General features: G+C 59.8%; 19 protein-coding genes, 5 pseudogenes and 1 other annotated feature. Of the genes and pseudogenes, 5 read left to right on the top strand and 19 right to left on the bottom strand.

Annotation, left to right across the window (positions count from 1 at the left end; all coding sequences use genetic code 11):
* Positions 1-200: 200 nt before the first annotated feature.
* The 5 genes from DYZ14_RS22925 to DYZ14_RS22905 are packed head-to-tail and all read right to left on the bottom strand — an operon-like array spanning position 201 to position 7,270.
* Complete coding sequence (locus tag DYZ14_RS22925; RefSeq protein ID WP_154722775.1) at positions 201-1,730, bottom strand: thymidine phosphorylase family protein; 1,530 nt, start codon at positions 1,728-1,730, stop codon at positions 201-203.
* Complete coding sequence (locus DYZ14_RS22920; RefSeq protein WP_154722774.1) at positions 1,727-3,085, bottom strand: MBL fold metallo-hydrolase RNA specificity domain-containing protein; 1,359 nt, start codon at positions 3,083-3,085, stop codon at positions 1,727-1,729. Before DYZ14_RS22920 ends, DYZ14_RS22925 begins: the two co-directional genes overlap by 4 nt.
* A gap of 7 nt (positions 3,086-3,092) precedes the next feature.
* Positions 3,093-4,103: a hypothetical protein gene (locus DYZ14_RS22915; protein ID WP_232365652.1), complete on the bottom strand. Its 1,011-nt coding sequence runs from the start codon at positions 4,101-4,103 to the stop codon at positions 3,093-3,095.
* Between the two features lie 51 nt (positions 4,104-4,154).
* Positions 4,155-5,171, bottom strand: a complete 1,017-nt coding sequence (locus tag DYZ14_RS22910; protein WP_445292614.1) for a ribose-phosphate pyrophosphokinase — start codon at positions 5,169-5,171, stop codon at positions 4,155-4,157.
* On the bottom strand, positions 5,168-7,270 hold the full coding sequence (locus DYZ14_RS22905) for a heavy metal translocating P-type ATPase (protein ID WP_154722773.1): 2,103 nt from the start codon (positions 7,268-7,270) through the stop codon (positions 5,168-5,170). The genes DYZ14_RS22910 and DYZ14_RS22905 overlap by 4 nt, the downstream gene beginning before the upstream one ends.
* A 383-nt stretch (positions 7,271-7,653) precedes the next feature.
* On the opposite strand from DYZ14_RS22905, the pseudogene DYZ14_RS24510 reads away from it, so the two are divergent.
* Positions 7,654-7,743, top strand: a pseudogene (locus DYZ14_RS24510) (ubiquinol-cytochrome c reductase iron-sulfur subunit N-terminal domain-containing protein); the annotation flags it as partial.
* A gap of 67 nt (positions 7,744-7,810) precedes the next feature.
* On the opposite strand, the pseudogene DYZ14_RS24505 reads toward DYZ14_RS24510, so the two are convergent.
* The 4 genes and pseudogenes from DYZ14_RS24505 to DYZ14_RS22885 all read right to left on the bottom strand — a co-directional run.
* Positions 7,811-8,021 (bottom strand): annotated as a pseudogene (locus DYZ14_RS24505) (helix-turn-helix domain-containing protein); the annotation flags it as partial.
* Between the two features lie 193 nt (positions 8,022-8,214).
* The gene (locus DYZ14_RS22895) at positions 8,215-8,655 is read right to left on the bottom strand and encodes a universal stress protein (RefSeq protein ID WP_154722771.1); all 441 of its coding nucleotides are present in this window, start codon (positions 8,653-8,655) and stop codon (positions 8,215-8,217) included.
* 304 nt (positions 8,656-8,959) lie between these two features.
* Complete coding sequence (locus DYZ14_RS22890) at positions 8,960-9,541, bottom strand: adenylate kinase (RefSeq protein WP_154722770.1); 582 nt, start codon at positions 9,539-9,541, stop codon at positions 8,960-8,962.
* A 118-nt stretch (positions 9,542-9,659) separates the two neighbouring features.
* Positions 9,660-9,992, bottom strand: a complete 333-nt coding sequence (locus DYZ14_RS22885; RefSeq protein WP_154722769.1) for a hypothetical protein — start codon at positions 9,990-9,992, stop codon at positions 9,660-9,662.
* A 568-nt stretch (positions 9,993-10,560) separates the two neighbouring features.
* On the opposite strand from DYZ14_RS22885, the gene DYZ14_RS22880 reads away from it, so the two are divergent.
* The gene (locus DYZ14_RS22880; protein ID WP_154722768.1) at positions 10,561-10,761 is read left to right on the top strand and encodes a hypothetical protein; all 201 of its coding nucleotides are present in this window, start codon (positions 10,561-10,563) and stop codon (positions 10,759-10,761) included.
* Positions 10,762-10,808: 47 nt separating this feature from the next.
* On the opposite strand, the gene DYZ14_RS24695 is transcribed toward DYZ14_RS22880, so the two are convergent.
* The 5 genes from DYZ14_RS24695 to DYZ14_RS22855 form a co-directional block, all read right to left on the bottom strand.
* Positions 10,809-10,949 (bottom strand): hypothetical protein, encoded by a 141-nt coding sequence (locus DYZ14_RS24695; protein ID WP_445292613.1) that lies wholly within the window; start codon positions 10,947-10,949, stop codon positions 10,809-10,811.
* 160 nt (positions 10,950-11,109) lie between these two features.
* A protein-coding gene (locus DYZ14_RS22870) for an IS3 family transposase (RefSeq protein WP_154722767.1) occupies positions 11,110-12,338 on the bottom strand; the annotation gives its coding sequence in 2 pieces (ribosomal slippage) (positions 11,110-12,044 and positions 12,044-12,338; 1,230 coding nt in all).
* Positions 11,941-12,057: a sequence feature (AL1L pseudoknot), on the bottom strand. It overlaps the preceding gene by 117 nt.
* Before the next feature lie 15 nt (positions 12,339-12,353).
* Positions 12,354-13,130 carry an SAM-dependent methyltransferase gene (locus DYZ14_RS22865; RefSeq protein WP_232365651.1) on the bottom strand — a complete coding sequence of 259 codons (777 nt, stop codon included), beginning with the start codon at positions 13,128-13,130 and terminating at the stop codon, positions 12,354-12,356.
* Between the two features lie 172 nt (positions 13,131-13,302).
* On the bottom strand, positions 13,303-13,947 hold the full coding sequence (locus DYZ14_RS22860) for a methyltransferase family protein (RefSeq protein ID WP_154722765.1): 645 nt from the start codon (positions 13,945-13,947) through the stop codon (positions 13,303-13,305).
* Between the two features lie 19 nt (positions 13,948-13,966).
* On the bottom strand, positions 13,967-14,236 hold the full coding sequence (locus DYZ14_RS22855; RefSeq protein WP_154722764.1) for a DUF2933 domain-containing protein: 270 nt from the start codon (positions 14,234-14,236) through the stop codon (positions 13,967-13,969).
* Positions 14,237-14,680: 444 nt separating this feature from the next.
* Between DYZ14_RS22855 and ftsH the strand changes: the two genes are divergently transcribed.
* Complete coding sequence (gene ftsH / locus DYZ14_RS22850) at positions 14,681-16,534, top strand: ATP-dependent zinc metalloprotease FtsH (protein WP_154722778.1); 1,854 nt, start codon at positions 14,681-14,683, stop codon at positions 16,532-16,534.
* 1,579 nt (positions 16,535-18,113) lie between these two features.
* Entirely contained in the window at positions 18,114-18,734 is a 621-nt protein-coding gene (locus DYZ14_RS22845; protein WP_232365650.1) for a Crp/Fnr family transcriptional regulator, read from the top strand.
* 29 nt (positions 18,735-18,763) lie between these two features.
* Here the strand turns inward: DYZ14_RS22845 and DYZ14_RS22840 are convergent, their stop codons facing one another.
* The 5 genes and pseudogenes from DYZ14_RS22840 to DYZ14_RS24690 form a co-directional block, all read right to left on the bottom strand.
* Positions 18,764-19,642 carry a DMT family transporter gene (locus DYZ14_RS22840; protein ID WP_232365649.1) on the bottom strand — a complete coding sequence of 293 codons (879 nt, stop codon included), beginning with the start codon at positions 19,640-19,642 and terminating at the stop codon, positions 18,764-18,766.
* 114 nt (positions 19,643-19,756) lie between these two features.
* Complete coding sequence (locus DYZ14_RS22835) at positions 19,757-20,425, bottom strand: RNA polymerase sigma factor (protein ID WP_154722763.1); 669 nt, start codon at positions 20,423-20,425, stop codon at positions 19,757-19,759.
* A 178-nt stretch (positions 20,426-20,603) separates the two neighbouring features.
* Positions 20,604-20,828 (bottom strand): annotated as a pseudogene (locus DYZ14_RS24500) (LuxR C-terminal-related transcriptional regulator); the annotation flags it as partial.
* A 138-nt stretch (positions 20,829-20,966) separates the two neighbouring features.
* Positions 20,967-21,872: pseudogene (locus tag DYZ14_RS22825) on the bottom strand (HAD-IC family P-type ATPase); the annotation flags it as partial.
* A gap of 308 nt (positions 21,873-22,180) precedes the next feature.
* A pseudogene (locus DYZ14_RS24690) lies at positions 22,181-22,342 on the bottom strand (IS701 family transposase); the annotation flags it as partial.
* Positions 22,343-22,455: 113 nt separating this feature from the next.
* On the opposite strand from DYZ14_RS24690, the gene DYZ14_RS22815 reads away from it, so the two are divergent.
* Positions 22,456-23,781, top strand: a 1,326-nt coding sequence (locus DYZ14_RS22815) for an HAD-IC family P-type ATPase (protein ID WP_154722762.1), incomplete at its 3' end; no start/stop codon positions are given.

Genomic DNA, 23,781 nt, shown 5'->3' with positions numbered 1-23,781 from the left:
ACAGCTAAACTGTCTTCAAGCCCAAGCCCAAGCCCAAGCCCAAGCACATTGTCACTTGTCGAGCATTGACGGTCTTGCAAATGCCTCACCAGGCATCAGTCAAGGTGCGAGGCAAACAGCGCTTACGCCGCAGGCGGCCCGGGGACCATTGATCGACAAGACATTTGGGCCGGCCGCATTGAACCGACGATAAGGCCAACTCACACCTCGATCTCAATGATGTCTTCGGCGCCAGCGGCATAGTCGAGTGCGTAAGCCAACTCGCCCCGCGTTTCCGCGTGGATGTGGAGAAGCGGTTGCCCATGGATGACCTCGTCACCTAGGCGAACCTCCATATGGATACCGGCCGCCTTGGCTTCCGGCGCGCCAGCAAGCTTGGCGAGGCGAGACAACTTTCGATTGTTGATATGAACGATTCGCCCAGCATGGGGAGCCTCGAGTGGATGGACATGGAGTGCTTTGGGTGGCGTTCGCATCCCACCTTGGGCCTTGCAGATCGCCTCGAACTTTTTCCAGGCACGCCCGTCAGCCAGCGTTTCGAGCGCGAGCGCCAGCCCTTTTCCATTCTCGGCCTTGCCTCCGATCTCCAACGCTACGCCCGCCAAAATCGCGGCGCGCCTGCGTAAATCGTCCGGCGCGTCGGGCGCATCTCGCAGGACCGCTAGTACGTCGAACGCCTCAAGCGCGGGACCGATGCCTCTACCCACCGGCTGTAACCCGTCGGTTTGAAGGCATTTCGCCGTCAGGCCGAATCGAGCCGCAACTGCTGTGATCCGCGTTGCGAGATGGGATGCGGCCTCCTCACTACGCATCTTGGCGGTCGGGCCGACCGGGATGTCTATAACGACATGAGTCGATCCTGCGGCGATTTTCTTGGAGAGGACGGAGGCGATGAGCTGGCCTTCCGTATCGACGTCAAGTTCGCGTTCCACGCGTACGAAGATGTCGTCAGCCGGACTGAGGTGGACCGCTCCGCCCCAGGCGATGCAAGCTCCTTCGGCTTCGACTACGCGTTTCAAGGCTTCAATGTCGAGATCGACGGGAGCGAGGGTCTCCATCGTGTCGGCAGTACCGGCGGGCGAGGTTATGGCACGGGAGGACGTTTTCGGCATGACGAGCCCGTTGGCAGCAACAATCGCCACGACGATTGGGGTGGTGCGGTTTCCAGGCAGACCGCCGACACAATGTTTGTCGACAACAACAGGGGCATCCCATTGCAACCGGTCGCCGACCGCGATCATCGCACCAGTGAGGTCAGCTGTCTCGTTCTCGTCGAGCGGCAAAGCCGCACTCGCGGTCAGGAACGCCGCAAGCTGCACGTCCGTGTAGCGGCCGGCGACCACGTCCTGCACAATCTCCGTGAGGGCGCGCGAGTCAAGCCGGTTGCCGTAGATGCGCCTGCGTACGCTTGCCAGCGACACGACAGCGGGGGCATGTGTGACCTGTACCTCGGTGCCCTCGTCAAGATTCAGCATCTCCCAGGCGGTTTCGGAGAGCCCGACCTCGTCAAGGGCCAATTGCCCGTCGTCCTCCACCTGGAAGAGCGTTGCCTGTAATTCCCGCCCGCCTCCCGAGACGAGAACCTGCGAGCGGGCCGAGAGCCCTTCCGAGCGACAAACATGACAATCGGTGCGCATAACGACGACCGGCTGGTGTTGCGTGTGCAATCGAAGGCGCCGAACACGAAGTGTTGGTTGTTCGGGACCCGTATGAGAGACGAGCGCGGTCATAGGTCGAACACCTGATCCTGACGTGGCACAGTCGCATTCCAGCCCAGTTCGCGATCGATGCGGGCGCGCAGGGCGTCCGATGCCTCGTCCTCACCGTGGACGATGAAGACGCGGGACGGCCCGCGCTGGAAGCCCGAGAGCCAGCGCATCAACTCATTGCTATCGGCATGCGCCGAGAACACCGACAGATCGTCGACCTCTGCGTTGACCGGTATCCATTGACCGTGGATCTTTATCTCTCGCGCGCCCTGAACCATCGCCCGGCCCCGCGTTCCTGCAGCCTGATAGCCGGAGAACAGGATCGTGTTTTTCGGATCGGTCGCGAAGGATTTGAGATGATGAAGCACGCGACCGCCGGTGGCCATGCCGCTGGCCGAGATCACGACCTTCGGCCAGACGCTGGTAGTGATCGCCTTGGAGCCTTCGACGTCGCGGGTATAGGTGGCGATCTCGCAGATCGCCGTGCATTCGTCATGCGTCAAGCGATGATCATCGCTGTGCGCGTGAAGGAGGTCCGTGGCATTGATCGCCATGGGGCTGTCGAGATAGATCGGCACGCCAGACAGGCGGCCTGCTGTTCGAAGCTTCCACAGATGATAAAGGAGAGACTGCGCACGGCCAACTGCGAAGGCAGGGATAACAACCGTGCCGCCACGTTTTACGGTGCGCTCGACAATCTCTCCAAGTACTTCGGTCGTGTCTGCGGGATCGTGGGTGCGGTTCCCGTAGGTAGATTCGACGACGATATAGTCGGCGTCGGCCGCGGGAGCCGGATCGGGCAGGACTGGATCGTCATAGCGCCCAAGGTCGCCGGAAAACGCAATGCGGCGGCCGGCCCATTCGATGTCTGCGCTAGCCGCACCAAGAATGTGACCCGCATAACGGAACGTCAGGAGTGCACCGCCGGGAAGCTCAAAGGCGGTTTCGAAAGGCACAATGGCAAACATTTCCACGGCGCGTTCCGCATCGCGCACGCCGTAAAGCGGCAAAGCCGGCTTGTGCTTCGAGAAACCCTTCCGATTGGCGTATTCGGCATCCTTTTCGTTCAGAAAGCCGCTATCCTTGAGGATCAACTCCGCCACGTCGCGTGTCGCGGCAGTGGCGTAGATCCGACCTTTGAATCCGTCGCGCACCAGTCGCGGGAGATAGCCTGAATGGTCGAGGTGGGCATGGGTGAGTACCACGGCATCAATGCTGGACGGGGGCACTGACAGCGGCGTCCAGTTCAACTCGCGCAGGTTCTTGAGCCCCTGGAAGAGGCCGCAATCGATCAGGATGCGCTTGTCGCCGTTGGTGATGAGGTGCTTTGAGCCGGTGACGGTGCTCGCACCGCCGAGAAATGTTAGCGTCAGCATAATGGCCTCAGATGTTGAATGCAGCGATGTCGCCGGGATGTCCGCGTCCGTCTACGGCAGCCTGCTCAGCGGGAGCGAGGAGGTTGTCCCTGCTCCAGCCGGTGAGAAGAACAGCAGCGTCGACGAGATGAGCCCAGGAGCAGCGATTGGCAAACAGCATACCCGACACATCAAGCGTTCCGCCCCGGCTGATGTAGCCGCGCGCGGCGGTCGTCCGTGGGCCGGAATCCAGCCGCCGAAGCAGGCCGAGCATAGGTTCGGGTCTCGTGTGGGAGACGATCAGGCGCGGCATGTTCGCCGGAAACAGGGCGGCGAGGTTTTCGTCACTCGCCGTGAACGCCGCCTCGATCGGGTCGCGGGGCATGCGGAAGCGGCCCGGCTCGGACATCGCCGTCACGAGAACATGGTGACCATGCGTCCTGAGCCGATAGGCCGCCTTGAGCGCTTCCTCGAGCTGATAGGCGCCGATAGCCACAATTTGCAGCTCGGCGTCTTCCGTCTCCCCCTGCACATGGGCCGCACCATCTGTTACGAAACGGTCTGCGTCTTCAGCATCGAAACGATGTGGCATGTCACGCTTGGAGACGATCAAACATCCTACTTGGCCGCGGCCATTGTAGACGGATCGCAGCGCAGCCATGGCACTGTTTGCATCGACCGGGAAAAGCACCCGCGAGGTGTCGGACATCTCGCCCAGCAGCGCCTCGCTGATGGTCGGGTCCTGATGCGATTGCTCGTTCTTCGCGTTCTCCCAGGTATGGGAAGTGACAACCAGCGGCATTGAAATCCAGCGCGGCTCCTGGCCAGCCTCGCGCTGCCGCCGGGAAAAGACGATCTCCTGCCGCACACCACCAAGCATCTTCATGGCGAAGGCTTCGTAGCTGACGATCAGATTGATCCCGCCCTTGTTGGCCAGCGCCGCACCCGCGACCGCTTCCTCATTGAGCGCGGTGATGACTGCACCGTCGATGGCGTCGGCGACGCACGTCTTTGATGTTGTTGTTATCAATTCGTTCATGCCGTCGCCGCCTTCCGTCAATCGTTCTCGTCGTCAATTCAAGCCGCCCGCCTAGGATGGGGGATCGCTGGCGGGAAAGGAATCGAACCCCACCTGTTTCACTTCGTCCAGCTCCTCCGGCGGACGCCGGTGGCGAATGAGATCGCCCTCATCGTGGGGCGCAGAGGCAATTGCATTGCCGACCAAAGAGGCGAGCCGGACGGAATTGCTTTCGTGGGGCACGGAGTCAGTCGAGACGATGCGGTCACAAAGAGCTGCGAGACGTTGGAATGAATCGTCGGCGAATATCGCATGCACCACGGCGACCACAGGCCGAACGAAACCCTGAAGCGGAAGTTGGCGGGCAGCCTCAATCAATGTATTTCCGGAGGACGCTATATCGTCTGCGAGCACCGGCTGCCGGCCTCGCCACTTCGAAAGGTCTGGTAGCTTGACTTCGACGTGGCGGTCGCCATGGCGGACCTTTCGCAGCACGGCATGTGGAGCACCGATCCGTGCCGCGATGGCAGAGACCCATTGGTCGCTTTCCTCGTCAGGACCGATGATCAAGGGTTTGTCGACCTCCGCGGCGATCCAGTCCGCAAGTAGCGGTGCAGCATGCAGCGTGTCGGTCGGCATCGTATAGAGAGGCGACAAGGCCGGATAGCGATGGAGATGCGGATCTACCGTCAGCAGCCGGTCAAAGCTCGACGAGACGAGCCTGGCGAAGCTCCTGGAGGTCACCGCCTCTCCCGGCTGGAAGCGGCGATCCTGCCGCATGTAGGAGAGGTAGGGTGCGACCAGGTTGACCTGACGGGCTCCTAGATCTCTTGCTGCATCGGCCGCGAAGATCAGCCGCAGGAAGCCGTCGTCTGGCCGTGCCAGCGTGCATACCAGATCGACGGCCTTGTCCTTCACCTCCGAGAGGATGCGAACGTAAGTCTCTCCGTCAGGAAAACGCCGCGTCTCCATTGCGCCAAGTTCCCAGCCTCCTTCGTCGGCAAGACGCCGCGCGAATATCTCGTTACCTGGCAGTGGAAGGATTAGTCGCATGGCGGGAGTTCCCGGTCGTTTGTCTACCGGCGTCATTTGTGCCTCCTGTAGGAGCGCAGAAGCTGGGCGTTGATGGCGACGATGACGGTGCTGGCCGACATGAAGACGGCAGCGACCGCGGGGGTCATTATGAGGCCAGTTCCAAAAGTAATGCCCGCCGCCATCGGGATGGCGATGGTGTTGTAGCCGGTCGCCCAGACGAGGTTCTGGACCATCTTGCGGTAGGTGGCGCGCGAGAGCCCAAGGATAGCGCCAACGTCGCGCGGGTCGCTGCGTACGAGAACCACGTCGGCAGATTCGACGGCCACATCGGTACCCGCGCCGATGGCGATCCCGAGATCGGCCACCACGAGCGCAGGCGCGTCATTCACCCCGTCGCCGACCATGGCGACGGAGAGCCCCCGCGCTTGCAATTCTTCGATCTTTTGTGATTTCTGATCAGGCAGCACTTCGGCGAAGTATTCGGTGATTCCGAGTTCCTCGGAGACAGCCTTTGCTACGCCCTCGGCGTCGCCGGTGAGCATGATCGAGCTGATCCCGAGGGATTTGAGTTCGGCGATCGCCTCCTTCGATTCCGGACGGACGATATCAGCCAGCGCAAAGAGTGCCCGCGGCTCGCCGTCGCGGACGAGAACGACAACAGTCTTGCCCTGTCCTTCCAGTCGCTTGAGACTGTCATGGGCGATGGCGTTGCCCTGCCGTGCGAGGTGCCCAGGGCTGACGATACGCACATCCTGGCCGTCCACCTTGGCCACGATGCCTTCGCCGGTGATGTTGCTGACGTCGGTTGCCTTGGGAATGATCAGGCTTCGTTCCATCGCCTCGGCTACGATGCCGTGGGCGATGGGATGCTCGGACTGGCTCTCGGCGGCCGCGGCAAAGCTGAGCTCGTCGTTTTCGTCGCCGTCGGCAAGCAAGACGATATCGCTGATACCGAAACGACCCTCAGTTAATGTGCCGGTCTTGTCGAACACGACGGCGTTGAGATTGCGCGCCCGCTCAAAGGCTGCTCGGTCGCGGATCAGCAGCCCGTTGCCGGCCGACAGCGACGTGCTGACCGCGACGACCAGCGGGACAGCGAGACCAAGGGCGTGCGGACAGGCAACAACCATGACCGTCACCATTCGTTCGATCGCAAATTCTAACGGGGCGTCAAGGAGAAGCCACCAGACGAACAGCGTGCCGAAGCCGACGACGAGCGCGATGTAGGTCAGCCAGGCGGCCGCACGGTTGGCGACGTCCTGCGTGCGCGAGCGCGTTGCCTGCGCCTTCTTTACCAATTCGATGACCTGCGACAGATAGGTTGCGTCGCCTGTCGCCATTACCTTGATGGTGATGGCGTTGGCTCCGTTGATCGCGCCGCCGATGGCGGTTGCGCCGACGCCCTTGGTCACTGGCCGCGATTCGCCGGTGAGCATGGCTTCGTTGAAACCGGACGAACCCTCAATAATCTCGCCATCCACCGGAACCTTTGCGCCGGGCCGTACGATGACTTTATCACCGGGCTGGAGGGTTGAGATCGGCACCTCTTCGAAGGAACCCTCAGCCTTAATGAGCGTCGCTGAATCCGGCAGAAGCCTCACCAATTCCTCAAGCGCACGCGATGCTCCCATAACCGAACGCATCTCGATCCAGTGGCCGAGAAGCATGATGGCGATCAGCGTCACAAGTTCCCAGTAGAGTTCCTCGCCCGGAAACCCGAAGGTGACGGCCACCGAAAAGAAATAGGCCGCCGAGATCGCTAGCGCGATCAGGGTCATCATGCCAGGCTGCCACTTCCGCAGTTCGGAGGTGAAGCCCGTCAGGAATGGCCAGCCGCCATAGACGTAGGCAATTGTCGAAAGCACGAAGAGAACGTAGCGGTCGCCTGGGAACGCCAAAGTTTCTGCGATGCCAAGCAAATGTTGGATCATCGGCGAGAGCAGCAGCACCGGCGGCGTGAGCACGAGAACCAACCAGAAGCGGCGCCGGTAGTCCGCAACCATCGCGCCGTGGTCATGTCCGCCGTGACCAGAATGCTCGGAATGGCTGGAGCCCGCGGCAGCGACGACACCGCCCTGAGCTTCATCGTTTCGATGCCCGGTGGCGTGCGCTTGATGGTTCTGATGGCCATCGTGGGAATGTGGTGAACTCATCAGGTTTTTCCTTGTCGTGGCTACGCGGCATCGGGCCAGCAGAACTGCTACCCCTCGGGTGGTCGCAGTTCTCGGCAGGCGTATCATTCCAGGGCTCAAAATCATCGGTTCGAGCCCTGGAATCCTTGATCCAGGTTAAAGTCCTCTACCGCAGATTTTTGGTATCTAAACAGCATCCACCGTCGAAACTATCTCACGACGAGGACCGGGAGCGAAGAGCGGCTTACCCCTGCGTCGATGATTTCCCAATCTGCGGCCAATCTCATAAAGGGCTGCAGGTTGTTGAAGCGAGGAGCGGGGACGGAGCCAGGCTCTTCATTTTGCCGTCTTCTGGCGAAAATCTTGATCCGATCGACCGAGTCTGCTGCGGCTGGGAGGTGTCCATGCAAAGTGAAGTTCAAGTCAATCGTCGGGATTTCCTTTATGTCGCGACGGGCACAACGGCAGTCGTCGGAGCCGGCTTCGCCTCTTGGCCTTTCATCGACATCGACCTTTCCGGAATCGAGGAAGGTATGTCGGTGACCGTCCCTCGTCGCTGCCGATCCGCTCCAGGAGCCAGGCACGATGCGGGTCGGCGACGACCGCCAGAACGGCCGGGAGTAACGCTCCCGGTCGCTCGATAGCGCTGCGACCACTTCACCACGCTCGAAACGCTTACCGCAAAAACAGAGGCGACCGAACGAACAGGCTCGCCAGCAAGAACGCGCGACACGGCACGCTCGCGGAGATCAAGGGAATAGGCCTTCGGCATCAGATGCTGGCCTCCTATCCAGCCAGCATCTTGAATCACAATCTTGAGCCTGGCGGAATCCACTTCCGATTCAACCCAACATCATCCCGCTCTAGACATTCTAAGGAATGGCATTCGCGCAGCGTCACCATGGCGTCTGCGACCAGCAATTGGATCGAAAGTCAGGCTCGAAGCGGTGTTCATCGCTGTCGAATTATCTTACGACGAGGACAGGAAGCGATGAGCGGCTCACCACCTCCTGGGTTTGGCTGCCCAGGAAGAGGCGTTCGAGACCCCGGCGGCCATGGGACGCCATAACGATCAGGGAGCAATCTTCCTCAGCCGCCGTATCAAGGATCGCTTCCGCCGGGCGGCGGTTAGGAACGTGGCGCGTTTCGCACGTAACGCCGAATCTGTCGGCGCTCGCTTTGAGGGGAGCGAGCAATTCCTGCGCGAACTTGATCTGGTCTGCATCGTAGCGCTCGAAGTCGCCGGGTCCAAGGGCCCAGCCTTCTCCCGCGTAAATCGGAAACGGCTCGGTGACCGTGACCACCACGACTTTGGCGTCGAGATTCTTTGCGAGCGAGAGCCCGTGATCGACGCCTTTTTGGGCAAGTTCCGAACCATCCGTAGCGATGAGGATATGCTTATACATATTTGTAGTATCCGTTCTGTTTCATTCGAGTGAGAATGTCGTCCCTGCGCGACGTTCAAGAATGGCACGCGCATCTTCAAGTTTGCCGATATCAGAAAGCCGGCCGGCAATTGACGCGAACACAGCTTTCCTCGATCTGAGGGCGTTGCCGCGCCCAGCGCATCGTCCGCCAGCATGCTTCGGTGCCCCCAGACGTCGACGCGCTGAAAAACCCGATAGATCGATGTTTCAGCGAGTAAAAGTCTCCGATTGTGACGCGGGGCGGGAGACTGCGCCAGGAGAACGTACTCCACTTAAGCCGAAACTACGTGGTCAGTACGTTCTCAATGTCACGCATAACGACGTCCATGCCCTGCATACCATCGATCGTAACGAGTTCCCCTCTCCGGCGATAGTAGTTCAACAGCGGCGCGGCTTTATGCCGGTATTCGTCGAGCCGTCTGGCAAAGGTTTCCCGATTGTCGTCGCTACGAGCCGTGCCGCCAGCGGCCAGCGTATCGGCGACGCGCTTTTCCATTCGCTCGATAAGCGAGGCCTGATCGACCTTCAGTTCGATCACTGCGTCAAGCTTGACACCCCTTTGCTCTAGCATCGCCGTCAGGGATTCCGCCTGCGCGACTGTCCGGGGAAAGCCGTCTAGAATGAACCCCTTGCGGCAATCCTCTTGATCGATCCGGTCGGATACCATCTGGTTGACCACATCGTCGGGTACGAGTTCGCCGCGATCCATGATCGCCTTGGCCCGGCGCCCGATTTCGGTGCCGTTGGCCACAGCAGCGCGCAGCATATCGCCTGTGGAAAGCTGAGGAATGGAGTGGCGTTCAACTAGGCGCTGCGCCTGGGTTCCCTTCCCTGCTCCCGGCGGTCCGAACAATATCAGTCTCATTGTCTCGTCTTACCCCTCGGATCTTCGACTTCCTGAACAACTCTTCGTATTGAGAACGTTGGCCTATTCGAGCGAAAATGTCGTGCCTGCGCGCCGTTCAAGAATCGCGCGCGCATCTTCAAGCTTGCCGATACCTGAAAGCCGCCCGCCAATTGACGCGAACGAAAAGCGCGACGTCAATGGCGTTGCCCTGGTTTGTAGCGGGATCGTAGAGCCCCGCTATCGGCGCCATGATGACCTCCACCACGCCCTGCGGGTTGGATTCCGTTTCCGTATATGTTCCCGCGACGGGCACCTCGCGGTCGAGTGCCGGATTGGCGACACGCTCGTATTGGCCGGCCGGAATGATCCAGGTGAGCGCCGCGACCAAAACGATTAGCCCGAACAGGATCGTAAATGCAGTCGGAAACCGAACCCTGCGTGGTTCCGCAGTGTCAGATGCAGTGGTCATTTGCGTCTTCCCATCACTCGAAGCTGAACCGCCCGATATGCGAATGGTGGTTCCCCGTGTGTGGCATCTAAACTGTCCGGCTCGCTGTCATCCTTGATCCAGGTTAAATCTCGGCCTGAGACGATGCTCAGCGCGCCATTGTTTGGGTAGCAACGAGTAGCTCTGCGCCGGCTACCAAGAACAATCGCGAGTCAAAGAGCAGGAGGATGAGACATAGAGGGCTCGCCAGGCCAAACCAGTGTGGCGGGTGAGCGACCGATCGCGGCTACGCGGAGGACAGGACGCGTCCCTAAGTAAATGCACAAAGCTGTGCAGGTTCGTTGGGACTCGCGCGATACCGGAGGTGTTCTGTGCGATACTGGTGTCGGCGAGCTGGCATCGGCTGATGACGGGTATCAGACGGCCGATGGAGTAGCAGTCTATCTTGGAATCATTCCAGCCGTGCGCGGCCGTCTCTCGGACCATGAGGAAGGCCGGATGCACGGCGGAGCGCCCTCCGGCAGCACCAGCATCACATCGTGGTCCCGCTTTCGACAACGAAACGAGCGGACAGGATCGAGGTTGTGAAATGATGGCAACGATCTCATCGCTTGCCCATGTTCGCCATGAGCGCATCGAGTTGGAACCCATTTCGATCGCAGGCACGGTCACATACGGCGGGTTTGCCAAATTTTCCGGGCGCGACCGTTACGAGATCAAGCTCTCCATCGCGCTTCCAAATCGGGAGAGACCGATTCAAGTCGCCTTTCCCAGTGATCATCGGCAGTAGTCATAAGTGTTAGACCGATCTCGCTGACCGGAAGAGAGCCTACATTTTCAAATGTCGACTGGAGTCTGATCCTGTCCCGCTTGTGACGCCGTGGCGAAGCGGTGATCGGCGGTGCGAAGGCGGGTTTCCTCGGTACCGATATAATCGCGCGTCGTGGGCACGCTCGTAATGCTCTTGGCGATCTGCATCTGAAACACCATCATGCCCTGATGGCGGAACGCCATCTCCGAGACGGTAAGATAGAACTCCCAAAGTCGGGCGAAGCGCTCATCATAGAGATCAACTGCCTCTGCCCAGCGCGCGACGAACTGAACCGCACCGGGTCTGCCGGAGGCTGTTTGGTTTAAGTTATGCGGCCATGGCTGGTTCGTCCAGCATGGCGTAATATCGCTCCTCGGCTTCGGCTGGCGGAATATTTCCAATGGGCTCCAGAAGACGACGGTTGTTGAACCAATCGACCCATTCGAGTGTGGCGAATTCAACCGCCTCAGCGGTGCGCCAGGGTCCACGCCGATGGATGACCTCGGCCTTGTAGAGACCATTGATCGTTTCGGCGAGGGCATTGTCGTAGCTGTCGCCGACACTTCCGACAGATGGCTCAATACCTGCCTCTGCCAACCGCTCGGAATAGCGAATGGACACGTATTGAACACCCCTGTCCGAATGATGCACAAGACCGCCGCCGTGAAGGGGACGCCGATCATGAAGCGCCTGTTCAAGAGCATCGAGAACGAAAGTTGCATGCGCCGTCCGGCTGACCCGCCAGCCGACGATACGCCGGGCGAAGGCATCGATGACGAAGGCGACGTATACGAAGCCCTGCCAGGTGGAAACATACGTAAAATCGCTCACCCAGAGCCTGTTCGGCGCGGGGGCCTTGAACTGGCGGTTTACGCGGTCGAGCGGACTGGGCGCGGATTTATCCGGGACCGTCGTTTTGATCGGCTTGCCACGGATGATGCCTTGAAGACCCATGGCCTTCATAAGCCTGGAAACCGTGCAACGGGCGATATCGAAACCTTCCCTCTGCAGTTGCCGCCAGACCTTGCGCACGCCGTAAACTTGGAAGTTCTCGTCGAACACACGACGTATCTCGATCTTCAAGGCAATGTCGCTGCGGGCGCGGGTCGACAGCCGATCCACGTCCAGGCGCTTGGCAATGTTCTCGTAATAGGTGGACGGGGCAATCGGCAACAGCCTGCAGATCGGCTCGACCCCGAACACCGCTCGGTATTCGTCGATGAAGGAAATCATCGCTTCAATGGGCGGTCGAGCTCCGCCATCGCGAAATATGCAGACGCCTTGCGCAAAATCTCGTTGGCTTGGCGAAGCTCGCGGTTCTCCCGCTCAAGAGCCTTCATCTTCTCGGCCACATCACTCGGTAGTCCAGCTCTCTTACCGCTGTCGACCTCAGTCTTCTTGACCCATTCATGCAGCGTTGCAGGCGAGCAGCCGATCTTGGCAGCGATTGATGAAACCGCAGCCCACCGTGAAGGGTGCTCGGTTTCGTGATCCAGCACCATACGAATGGCGCGGTTGCGGACTTCAGGTGAAAACTTGTTCGTTGTCTTGCTCATATCGGCTCCACTTTCTCAGAAGTTGGAGCCTCCGGCAAATCCGGTGCGGTTCATCCCAACCGAAACGATACGGTCGAACTGCCCATCCATCTCGCGGTAGTCGCGAAGCTGAAAGTTCAGGCGTTCGCCGTATGGCGCTTTCGCGGCTCTCTTCGTGGCGTACTGGTGTTGCTCCTCGGAGAGCGTAATTCCTGTCACCTCCGCTCGATAGGTTTCGGCAAGGAAGAGCGCGAGACCTCCCCATCCGCAGCCAATGTCGAGGATGCGGGCGCTCGGCTCGATAAGTAGCTTGGCGGCAAGATGTCTTTTCTTTGCCAGCTGCGCTTCATCGAGCGACTGGCCCGAATCCTCGAAGTAGGCGCAGCTATATTGACGGTCGCCATCCAGAAACAGGTCGTAAAGCCGTCCGTCGAGATCGTAGTGATGCGCCACATTCAGTCGCGAACGTCTGCGCGGATTATGCTGATTGATACGACGCAGCGCCAAGCGTGCGCCGTACAACGCGCGCGAGGTGATAGAAGGCTGTTGGCTACCACCCTGCGAGAGGAGAAGGTGAAGAAGGTCCGCAACGGTGCCTTGATCGATTTTCAACTGCCCATTGACGTAGAGCTCGCCGAGCCTCAGTTCGGGATCGGCGAGAATCTGGCGCTGCGAAACCTTTGAAGCAAAGCTCACAGCGATGGGCGGACCATTGCCGTTGCCAAACACCGCCGTGTTGCCCTGGGCAGTCCTTACCTGAAGCGTGCCCGATTTGATCAGCCGATCAAGGGCTCTGAGTAGAATAGCGTCCACGTAATTTACCGTCGTGCGTGAGAGATACAGAGCGGCGCAAGTTTGACGTGATCCACGATTTTCAGACTTTAACGTGGATCAATAAAATGAGCGAAAACCCTCTACGACCAGAAGGAAGCCCCTTCGGGCCACCCGGCGCGCTTGGACGTGTCCGTCACTCGCGTGTGAACTCTCAAGTTGGTCTGGCTACCAGCCGCGGAAAGTACCCTGGCACGTTTCTCATATATCGCGCATAGGCATCGCCGAATTGTGCAAGCACTTCCTGTTCTTCACGGCGGGCGAGCCTCCAATACATGACGACAAGGACCGGAAACATAGCAGCGGTTAGCAAAGTGGGCCACTGGAGCAGGAATCCGAACATCACGAGTACGAAACCCCCATACTGAGGATGGCGAACCCAGGCGTAGACGCCAGTTGTGGCGAGCACGCCCTTTTTCTGCGCCTCGTAGAGGACCTTCCATCCCGAGGCGATGACCATGAACCCACCACCAATGAAGACGAAGCTCAGAACATGAAAGGGGCCAAAATGCGGATTGAGCCGCCAGCCGAAGACCGTCTCCAGCAGGTGTCCGGCATCGTGGGAAAGCCAGTCGATCTGAGGATAGCGCGTCTGCAACCAGCCTGACAGAAGATAGATTGTGAGCGGGAACCCATACATTTCCGTGAAAAGCGCAATGATGAAGGCGCTGTATGCCCCAAATGAGCGCCAATCACGAGCGGTTGCCGGCTTGAAGAAGCTGAACGCGAAGAAGATGAAAACGGCAGAGTTGAGAATCACCAGGGACCAAAGCCCATATGCAGGAATGTCCTCATGCATAATTTTGCTCCTGAAACTCTCAATGTTGATGGGGAGGACGCTTCGAACTCGGCGAAGATGAGCTTCCGCCTCGATGGTCGTGTCCGCCGTGGCGTCCGTGCATGAAGATGTGGAGGAGCGGACAAGCGAGAATTATCAGCCACGGCAGCCACCCGAGCAGATGGGCCCGATGCTCGGCAATCAGGTAGAAGGCGCCGATGGCCAGGAACCCCCATAGTGCGATATTCGTGGCGGAAATGCGCCGCGGAGGTTGGTCGTCGTTGCTGGGCTGTCTAATCTTGGGTGGCATGGTCCTTGTCCGCCTTTCAGCACAGAGATTTCGTCTCGACGCAGGCGACGCAGCGGTTGGGGTCAAGCGCGGAGCAGCGGGCCTGCATCGATTGCGGAGACAACAATGTGCGCACTGGAAAGCAAAAACCTTGATCTCTGTTATAGTTTTGTTTGGGCTTGGGCCCTGGCGAGCGAAACTGTCCGCCGCAGCTCGCGGGCACTCGGCGTAGATGCGAGTGGCCGGAGACCGCCGCGGCCGGACGGGGATGACGTTTGGTGTGACTGGCGCCAAAGCGGCGGCAAACTTTAACCCAGATCAATCTTCGGCTCAGCGCCATCAGCTACCTAGTTCGCGTACAGATTTCGTCAAAATGAAGAGCACAGGAACGTAATAGTGGCCATGGGCGCTGTAGTTGGAGCGCGGGGCCGGTGGGTTTCGTTACCTAGTCAGAATGATAATGAGATGAACACCAAGACACAGTTCAACATCTGGTACTGGTTCGCGGCGTTCGCCGGCCTGATGCTTTTTCAATATTTGTTTACGATCGCGAGCCAGGTCGCTGAGATTCCCTATAGTGAGTTCGAAAGCCACCTTCAGGCGGGTAGAATCGCCGAAGTGCAGGTTTCTGATCGCTACGTCCAGGGAAGCTTCCGGCAAGCACTGGAGAGTGGACAGACCCGTTTCATTACGACGCGTGTCGAACCCGACTTCGCCGAGCAGCTCCGCCAGAACGACGTAGTCGTCACCGGGCAGATCGAGAGTACGTTCCTGCGTGACCTGCTCTCATGGATCGTTCCGATGGCGCTGTTCATCGGCGTCTGGGTGTTCCTCATGAGACGGATGGGGGGTGGTGTCGGCGGCGGCCTGATGCAGATCGGCAAGAGCAAGGCGAAGGTCTATGTTGAGACAGACATCAAGGTGACGTTTGACGACGTGGCCGGCGTCGACGAGGCCAAGGACGAGTTGCAGGAGATTGTCAACTTCCTGAAGAACCCGGATGAATACGGCCGGCTCGGCGGACGCATGCCGAAGGGCGTGCTGCTGGTCGGCCCCCCCGGCACTGGCAAGACCCTGATCGCAAGGGCCGTTGCCGGCGAGGCACAAGTGCCGTTCTTCTCGATCTCGGGTTCGGAATTCGTGGAAATGTTCGTGGGCGTAGGGGCCGCGCGTGTCCGCGATCTCTTCGAGCAGGCCCGCGCCAAGGCTCCTGCCATCATCTTCATCGACGAGTTGGACGCGCTCGGCCGCGCGCGCGGCGCCGGCCCGATGATGGGCGGCCACGACGAGAAGGAACAGACGCTCAACCAACTTCTGGTCGAGTTGGACGGCTTCGATCCCACCGTCGGTGTGGTGCTGCTGGCGGCCACCAACCGGCCGGAAATCCTCGACCCGGCCCTCCTGCGCGCCGGCCGCTTCGACCGGCAGGTTCTGGTCGACCGGCCGGACAAGCAGGGCCGCATCCAGATCCTGCACGTCCACATGCGCAAGGCGAGGCTTGCTGAGGATGTCGATGCCGAAAAGGTCGCGGCGCTGACCCCGGGCTTCACCGGCGCCGATCTGGCCAACCTCGTCAACGAGGCTACGCTGCTGGCTACCCGCCGTAGGGCTGATGCTGTTACGATGGATGATTTCAACAACGCCGTCGAGCGCATCGTCGCCGGGTTGGAGAAGCGAAACCGCCTTCTCAACCCGAGAGAACGCGAGGTTGTGGCCTATCACGAGATGGGCCACGCGCTTGTCGCCATGGCGCTACCCGGCTCGGACACCGTGCATAAGGTGTCGATCATCCCGCGCGGGATCGGGGCGCTCGGCTACACCATCCAGCGCCCGACCGAGGATCGCTTTCTGATGACCAGAGAGGAACTCGAGAACAAGATGGCGGTTCTGCTCGGCGGCCGGGCGGCCGAGAAGATCGTCTTCGATCATCTTTCCACGGGAGCGGCCGACGACCTTGCCAAGGTCACGGACATCGCACGCGCCATGATCATGCGCTACGGGATGTCGGAAAAGCTGGGTCATGTCGCCCTGGAGAAGGATCAGCGCTCCTTCCTGACACCAAACCAGATGGCAGCCTATCCTCAGCCTCGCGACTATGGCGAGGCGACAGCCGACGCAATCGACGGGGAGGTGCGCGCGATCATCGATGGTGCGTTCGAGCGAACGATCCGTTTGCTCAAGGAGCGTCGAGACCTTTTGGAGCGCACGGCCCGTAGACTGCTGGAGAAGGAAACCCTCGACGAGGCGGAGCTTGCCGCGTTGACGGGGACCACAGAGGATGCCGACATGACAGTGCCAATCAGCCTGTCAACACATTGAAACGAGCCTTCACATCATCAACCGCGAGCCGGCGCTCGCCGTAACTGTCGGGGGTCCTGATCTCGCTTAAAGAGCCGAATGCATTCAAGTGGAAGCTAATCCCCGCCGCGCATTCTAACCGCCGTCAGGCTGGCGGTAGAGTCTCAAAAGAGGTAACAAGATCGCTAACCTTTCGGGCACAGGAACCGATCCGGACGTCGACCCCGGCCGCGCAGAGCTTGTCGCGCTCGGATGCTCCGACATATCCGCAGATCAACCGAATTGACCCGCTGGCAAGGATCAAGTCGCAGGTTGACTCGTTCGTTCTGGCTGCGTTTGAACGGAACCGCCGCTTACGTGACGCTGGGTCGACGACGAGCAAGCCATCGCTTTTGGCGAAGAAGGGACTTAGCACAGCCCTTCTTTGGCTGCGAGAGACCAGCAGGGCTACGGAACGCTTTAGATCAAACGCGGGCGAGGCTGTCGATACCATTCGTGGCTCGTGAAACACCGCTCATTTCTCCCACTTTTCATATAATTATGATTAGTCTGGACGCGACGCACTTTAATCTCGATCAAGTGCGCTCCCAACCATCGTTGCCGCCAATTGGTGGCAATTTGCTTCGCGATCAATGTTGGTTGCTCAGCCCCAGCCGCCTCGCGATCTCTTGATCCCCGTCAAAGTGTCATAATTAATATGTGCGATGGTGCGACGTTGCATGACATGCGACGGGATGGAATACTGCCGTGCAAATACGGGAGTTGGGCGAAACAGTCAGGAGGCGGCGGGTAAGTGAACATGCTCAAGCTACTGGCATTGCTGGTTGTTTGCACGGTTTCCTTCTTCATGCAGGGGAAGCTGGCCTTCGCGCATGAGGGAAGTTTCGCGCCGGCTCAGTCGATCTCCCAGCGTCACATGGCCCTAAGTCCCGAATTCGCCGCGCCATTGCCCCCGAATGACTGCGCATCCCAACGGATATGCTGCATGGTAGTATGTTCGCCATGCCAAGTGCTCATAGCCGGGCACCGAACCGAGTTCACCTGGAGACTAGGTGAATCTTCGACCATCCCCGCTCTTAGCGACGATTGCCTCCGGTCAATCATACTTGGCCAAGATCCTCCGGTCCCACGATCCCATCGCATCTAGTTTTTCCTCGGTGTTCTGACGAAGGCGCGGGTGCTTGTTCTGTATGCTGTTCCGCAGAAGCTGCGGCGGTTAAGCGCGACCACGGCGCCGTTGTGACGGAGCGAGGATTTCATCAGCACGAGTAACTGGTTGCGGAAACAGCCATCGGAGCGGGATTACGCCCGGCGACTGTAATAAAAGCTGGCATCGAGCGTCCTTACAAAATGAGGTAACCGGGTCGCACTGCCGCGACCGATGAGATAGTTCCAACGTGGACGGAGTAGACCATTGTTTCAAGGACTTACGGCACAGGAAGCTGCACGCCCTTCGGGCGGTCCGCTTGATGATTTGAGCAGGCGTCCAAAGTGCCCGAAAGACGGAGCCGACAGCGAGGCTTGGGCTCCGGTGATAGGATTACCGCCATCGACGGATGCCTACCGGCTTCTCCCGCGTTTTCGAACGGGAGATCGCAGGATGCCGGTTGGGCGGGACCTGTTCCGCTTCGGCGAGACAAGCAAGTCGATCTTCAACCTTCTGTCCGGCTGGGTAGCGATCTACACACTGCTTGAAGATGGCAGGCGGCAGATTGTCCATTTCGCGCTACCAGGAGCGGTCATGGGAGTGCCGACTTCAAACGGGGCTAAAATCAGCTACGGGGCGCAGGCCCTGACGGAAGTGGTTGTTTCTGTCATCCCGAACACTATGCTAACAACCGTTTTGAAGGACGATCCCGAGGTCAGCATGCGGCTCGCGAGCAGACTGGCCCGTGACATTAGTGTAGCCTATGACCATATGACGAGTATCGGGCGTCGCACTGCGCGAGCGCGCGTCGCGTACCTTCTCCTTGAACTGTTCACGCGGCATCGGGCCCAATGGCCCGGCAACCATATTGAGGAGATGGCAATCCCTCTTACACAGGAACAGATCGGGGACGCCACGGGCCTTACCTTCGTTCACGTGAACCGTGTTCTAAGCACGTTGCGCAAAGACAAAATCGTGCATTTCCACTATCGGCGTCTCCGAATACTCGATCCTGATCGACTGATCGAGGTAGCCGGGGTTGACGCGCAAACCGCGATGTCATGGTTTGAGTGACGATCACCTGAACGCCCCCTTCGAACCAATCAGGATCCGCCATAGCGCTCCACGATCACGAGGCCGATCGCCGTCAAGACCAGACCGAATGCCAGCGAGGGCCCGAACTGCTCGCCGAAAAAGCCGATACCGAGCAGCAGGGCGAAGACCGGCGTCAGGAGGGTGAATGCATTCGCCTGGCTGAGCGGAACGCGATCGAGCACCCAAAACCAGAGCCAGTACGCCAAGGCTGTTCCGGGAAGGGCCAGAACGATCAATGAGAACACGAAGTCGGACGAAAGGTGTATCTTAAATGGCTGTTCCAGCGCCAACGCCATAACTGCCAGAGGGATTGCTCCGAGGAGAAGCTGCGCCGACATTGCGACCAAAGGGTCAATTCGGTTTCTGACACCTTTCATCAGGACATTGCTAACGGCGAGGCCAGCGGCTGCCAAGACGATGAAGGCCGGTCCTATCACGCCATCGAAGCCTTGCTTGATGTCGAGCTGAGGCAAGGCAACGACGACGATCCCGAGGAACCCGATCGCCAATCCAACGTATTGTGCGGGTCGCAACCGCTCCGAGAGGAATGCAAATGCTAGCGCGGCCGCGATCAGGGGCTGACAGTTGGCAATGACAGTCGCGAGCCCTGGCGAAACAAATTCAGCAGCGTGGAACATCCCGAAATAGGCCGATGTGGTGGCTCCAAGGCCAATGAACGCGAGAGCAATCCACGATCGGAAATCAGTTGGAATGGGCCGCCGAAGCATTATTGCGACCACGCCCAAAACCAAGCCTGCCAAAACAGCCCTGAGTGTCGCGAAAGTCATATGCGAGACGTGTGTCAGGCCGAGCGTGATGAGCGGAAAGCAGAGAGCGTTGAGAAAAGCGACCAGCAGGAGAATGAGTGTGAAGCGAGAACCCATCATGCGTCCACCCAGCGACCTAGCCAGCCGTAAAAGACTGCTCCATGCACTGCGACGACAGATCACCTGTTTCTTTCCTGTATGACAACGCTTTCGGCGATCCTAAAGAACGGGTCGCTATACATCTCTTGGTGACTTCTCGTAATTTAAAATGGCAGCACGTGCTGCGGCGATCTGCACCGCCTTCTCGCAGTAGCAATCGAGAAAACCGTGGATGGGACAGGTCCGGCACATCTCCTCTAGGCGCTTGCGAAGCGCGCGACGGCCTCGGTGCAACCGGACGGTGATGTTGTTCAGCGAGGTTCCAAGGCTTGCGGCAAGCCGATCGCGTGGCTCGCCGAGAATGTCCGCGCGCCAAATGATGTCCGCATATTCCGGCTTAATCGTAGGCAATAAGCGGTACAAACAATTGCAAATGGTTGCCTCAAGCCCTAGGTCGGACTCGGCGGAGTGGTTCTCTAAACTGTGGGGATCGACCTCTGTTTCGCGCTTGCGACGCCTTATCTGGTCTCGCTGATGGTCGACGATAGTCGTCGCAAGAATCCTCCCCAACCAGCCACGCACAGTACGTACGTCGCGAAGCTGAAATGACTGCTCCAGGGCGCGTAAGGAGAACCGTTGAAGCACTTCCTCCGCCTCGTCCCGGTCGCGGAGCCGATTTTCAAGAAAACGCATTATTTCTTGCCGTACCTCGACCAACGCTCGCTGGAGGGCTGCATCGTGCGGCTTGGCACCGTCGCCGTCCCAAATCCTTCCTAATGTTTCATGATCTTCATTGCGGGTCATTGAATGCTCCTGTCTAGTGAGCCAGAGCTTGCTCAACTATTCGGTGCGCCACTTCGATGGGTAGAAATGCAGCGCACCGGTTAGCGAAACCGCGTCGCCGCGCCGAGAATTCAAACGGGACATTTCCCGTTAGTCGCTCGTATCAAACACCAACGGCGAGTACGCGCCTTGCGCCAGGTTAAACATTCAGGCGATCTGGTCGGGCCTGAATCACGCTGCCAGCCCCATCCGAACCAGGTAGGCTTTTCGCCTGCATCTTGGCCATCACGTTCGCGCGATGCACCTCGACCGTCCTGGGGCTGATTTCGAGGTCATATGCGATCGACTTGTTCGGCCGTCCTGCAACCATACCTGAGAGAACCTGACGTTCGCGCTCGCTCAGGTGCTCCAGCCTCGGGTGGATTGTAGTGGACAGGAGCCCGTCATGGCGCCAAGAACGACCGCTCGCCGCCACCGACGCGACCGATGGTTGGCGTCGGAGCGGATCGTCAGGGCGTTCCGTGTCCTGGTGTCTCACAGTTCATGAAGATTTCATCTCGATTCACCTGCTCCACCGCCGCAGCGTCCACTTTCGGATCTCGCTGAACCAAAGGACGTTGCTGCCCATAGCGACGCAGACCAGCCACTGTTCGAGCGGCAGTGGGACTGTTCCGAACGCCACGTTGAGCGGGGCGAAATTGACGACCGCAACCTGGAGCAGGAATGACAGGCCAATCGCTGCCCACAGCCACCGGTTCATGAACAAATGGCTGAAGGCGCTGGTGGTTTCGGAACGCGCATTGAAGCAATTGAACAATTGGGCAAGGACCAGCACGGTGAACCCGGCGGTGCGGGCCTGATCGAGACTCTGCGCGCCCTCGACCAGCCCGCCGGGCAGGTAGAGATCGATCGTGAGAAGCGTCGCCAGCGCCATTACGAGACCGATAGCGATCACGCCGCGCCACATGCGCCCGTCGATGGCGCGCTCGTTTGCCTTGCGCGGCGGACGCGCCATCACATCGTCGGTTTCCGGATCGATGCCCATCGCAAGCGCGGGACCGGAATCGGTGGCCAGATTGATCCAAAGGATCTGGGTGGCTAGCAACGGCAGCACCAACTCGCCGCCGCCACCTAGCCCGATCACGCCAGCCCCGACGACGCCAAGGAACACGGTCAGAACCTCCCCCATATTGGAAGACAGCAAATAACGGAGGAACTTGCGGATATTGTCGAAGATGGCGCGCCCTTCGCGCACCGCTTCGACAATGGTGGCGAAATTGTCGTCGGCCAGGATCATCTTGGCCGCCTCCTTGGTGACTTCGGTCCCGGTGATCCCCATGGCGATGCCGATATCGGCTGCCTTCAACGCTGGGGCGTCATTGACGCCGTCGCCGGTCATCGCCACCACATTGCCGTGGGCTTGCAGCGCATCGACGATGCGCAGCTTGTGCACGGGCGCCACGCGGGCGGCGCGACGTAGAAGAACGATGGAATCCGGCGTGCTAGCTCCCGATCATGACGACTATCCTTGACATACATCAAATCCATGGACTGGCCATGCCATATTCGGTATGGGGAGGCGTATGGAGCGTAGCATTACATTTGCATTTTTGATTTGAGATGAGCTCGCTGAGCTACGGCCTGATGAGCGCGTCGCCACAGCGACCATGCGATGACATGGGCGGGGTGGATATGCCGTCGTGCAAGGCGGGTGGCGATGCGGCGGATTCCTGAACCGACCAGCGGATGAGCGGCGGGTTCCCGATCCTGTCCGGCGCGTCGTTTTGGGAGCGCGGCATTGGCCTCATGGCGGATGGTGGCCATCATGGCGAAGGCGAGCATGACGAGCGAAACGTGGCGATGCCAGCCGTGCCAGGATCGGCTCTCGTTGTGGTCGAGACCGAGTTCGTTCTTGAAGAAAAAGGACTTGACCTTCCACCCGCTGGAAGGGGTAGGGATTGAAATAGCGGGGCCGGACGAGATCTGGCCGGGCCCTGCCTGCTGTCGCAAAGAAATCATTGGATGCGACACCGATGGCACCGAGGCGTTGCATGACACACGTTCATCACAAAGAGCACATCGCTGAATCAGCGGGGCAGCAGCATCCAGCAGGCCACGGCAAGTCCGCTCGCGGCGACGCCGGAAACTCCAGCCATTCAGGGCACGATCACGGCGAGATGGTGGCCGACTATCGGCGAAGGTTCTGGATATCGCTCGTCCTGACCCCGCCGGTCCTGCTGCTGTCTCCGATGATCCAACACTGGTTTGGCATCCAGGGCAGCCTGGATTTCCCCGGAAGCGAGTTTCTGCTGTTCGCCCTTTCGACCGTCGCGTACGTCTATGGCGGCTGGCCTTTCCTGACGGGTTTCACGTCCGAGCTACGCGCAGGCAAGCCCGGCATGATGACGCTGATCGCGCTCGCGATCTCCGTCGCATACGTCTACTCCGCCGCCGTCACCTTCGGTCTCCCGGGCACGTCCTTTTATTGGGAGCTGGTGACGCTGATCGTCATCATGCTTCTCGGGCATTGGCTCGAGATGCGCTCGGTTATGGGCGCTTCCCGCGCACTCGAAGAGCTCGTCCGCCTGCTGCCGGACACGGCGGCGCGGCTGGACGCGTCCGGTGCTGTCACCGAGGTCCCCATCTCCGACCTCGTTCCCGGGGACCGGGTCCTCATCCGCCCTGGCGCCAAGGTCCCCGTCGACGGCGCTATCGTGGAAGGCAGGTCCTCTTTCAACGAGGCGATGCTGACAGGGGAATCGCGCCCGGTGTCGAAGGAAACGGGTGACAGCGCGATCGGCGGCGCCATCAACGGCGCGAACGTCGTCACGATCGAGGTCACGGCGACGGGCGACAAGACGTACCTGGGACAGGTCATCAACCTCGTCAGGGAGGCGCAGGCGACGCGGTCCCGCACCCAGGACGTGGCGAACCGGGCAGCGGGCTGGCTCACCTACATCGCCCTTGCAGTTGGTTTCGGATCACTCGCCTATTGGGTCTTCGCAGGCGAGAGCTGGCAATTCGCCATCGAGCGCATGGTCACGGTGATGGTCATCGCCTGTCCCCATGCGCTGGGCCTGGCAGTGCCGCTGGTCGTGGCCGTGAGCACGTCCCTGAGCGCTGGCAGCGGGCTGCTTATCCGCGACCGCGCCGCCTTCGAGCGCGCGCGCAATCTGGATGCGGTCGTCTTCGACAAGACCGGGACGCTGACGGAGGGGCTGTTCGGCGTAAGCGACACCGTTCTTCTCGCGGGTGGGAGCGAAGAGGAGGAACTGCGGTTTGCCGCTTCCGTCGAGAGCCATTCCGAACATCCGATCGCCCAAGGAATCGTGGCAGCCGCAAAGGAGAGGGGCATCGACTTTCCCGCTCCCGGCAAT

The sequence above is a fragment of the Ciceribacter sp. T2.26MG-112.2 genome, assembly GCF_900492205.1.
Lineage (GTDB): Bacteria > Pseudomonadota > Alphaproteobacteria > Rhizobiales > Rhizobiaceae > Allorhizobium > Allorhizobium naphthalenivorans_A.
The sequence above is the reverse complement of the archived record's forward strand: the minus strand, read 5'-3'. Positions and strand labels throughout refer to the sequence as shown.

Coding starts and splice junctions, on each gene's coding strand:
- DYZ14_RS22880 (WP_154722768.1), top strand. CDS start 10,561: ATGATGGCAACGATCTCATCGCTTGCCCATGTTCGCCATGAGCGCATC.
- DYZ14_RS22845 (WP_232365650.1), top strand. CDS start 18,114: ATGCCGGTTGGGCGGGACCTGTTCCGCTTCGGCGAGACAAGCAAGTCG.
- DYZ14_RS22860 (WP_154722765.1), bottom strand. CDS start 13,947: ATGCATGAGGACATTCCTGCATATGGGCTTTGGTCCCTGGTGATTCTC.
- DYZ14_RS22925 (WP_154722775.1), bottom strand. CDS start 1,730: ATGACCGCGCTCGTCTCTCATACGGGTCCCGAACAACCAACACTTCGT.
- DYZ14_RS22895 (WP_154722771.1), bottom strand. CDS start 8,655: ATGTATAAGCATATCCTCATCGCTACGGATGGTTCGGAACTTGCCCAA.
- DYZ14_RS22920 (WP_154722774.1), bottom strand. CDS start 3,085: ATGCTGACGCTAACATTTCTCGGCGGTGCGAGCACCGTCACCGGCTCA.
- DYZ14_RS22915 (WP_232365652.1), bottom strand. CDS start 4,103: ATGAACGAATTGATAACAACAACATCAAAGACGTGCGTCGCCGACGCC.
- DYZ14_RS24695 (WP_445292613.1), bottom strand. CDS start 10,949: ATGCAGATCGCCAAGAGCATTACGAGCGTGCCCACGACGCGCGATTAT.
- DYZ14_RS22885 (WP_154722769.1), bottom strand. CDS start 9,992: ATGACCACTGCATCTGACACTGCGGAACCACGCAGGGTTCGGTTTCCG.
- DYZ14_RS22910 (WP_445292614.1), bottom strand. CDS start 5,171: ATGACGCCGGTAGACAAACGACCGGGAACTCCCGCCATGCGACTAATC.
- DYZ14_RS22855 (WP_154722764.1), bottom strand. CDS start 14,236: ATGCCACCCAAGATTAGACAGCCCAGCAACGACGACCAACCTCCGCGG.
- DYZ14_RS22890 (WP_154722770.1), bottom strand. CDS start 9,541: ATGAGACTGATATTGTTCGGACCGCCGGGAGCAGGGAAGGGAACCCAG.
- ftsH (WP_154722778.1), top strand. CDS start 14,681: ATGAACACCAAGACACAGTTCAACATCTGGTACTGGTTCGCGGCGTTC.
- DYZ14_RS22840 (WP_232365649.1), bottom strand. CDS start 19,642: ATGATGGGTTCTCGCTTCACACTCATTCTCCTGCTGGTCGCTTTTCTC.
- DYZ14_RS22835 (WP_154722763.1), bottom strand. CDS start 20,425: ATGACCCGCAATGAAGATCATGAAACATTAGGAAGGATTTGGGACGGC.
- DYZ14_RS22905 (WP_154722773.1), bottom strand. CDS start 7,270: ATGAGTTCACCACATTCCCACGATGGCCATCAGAACCATCAAGCGCAC.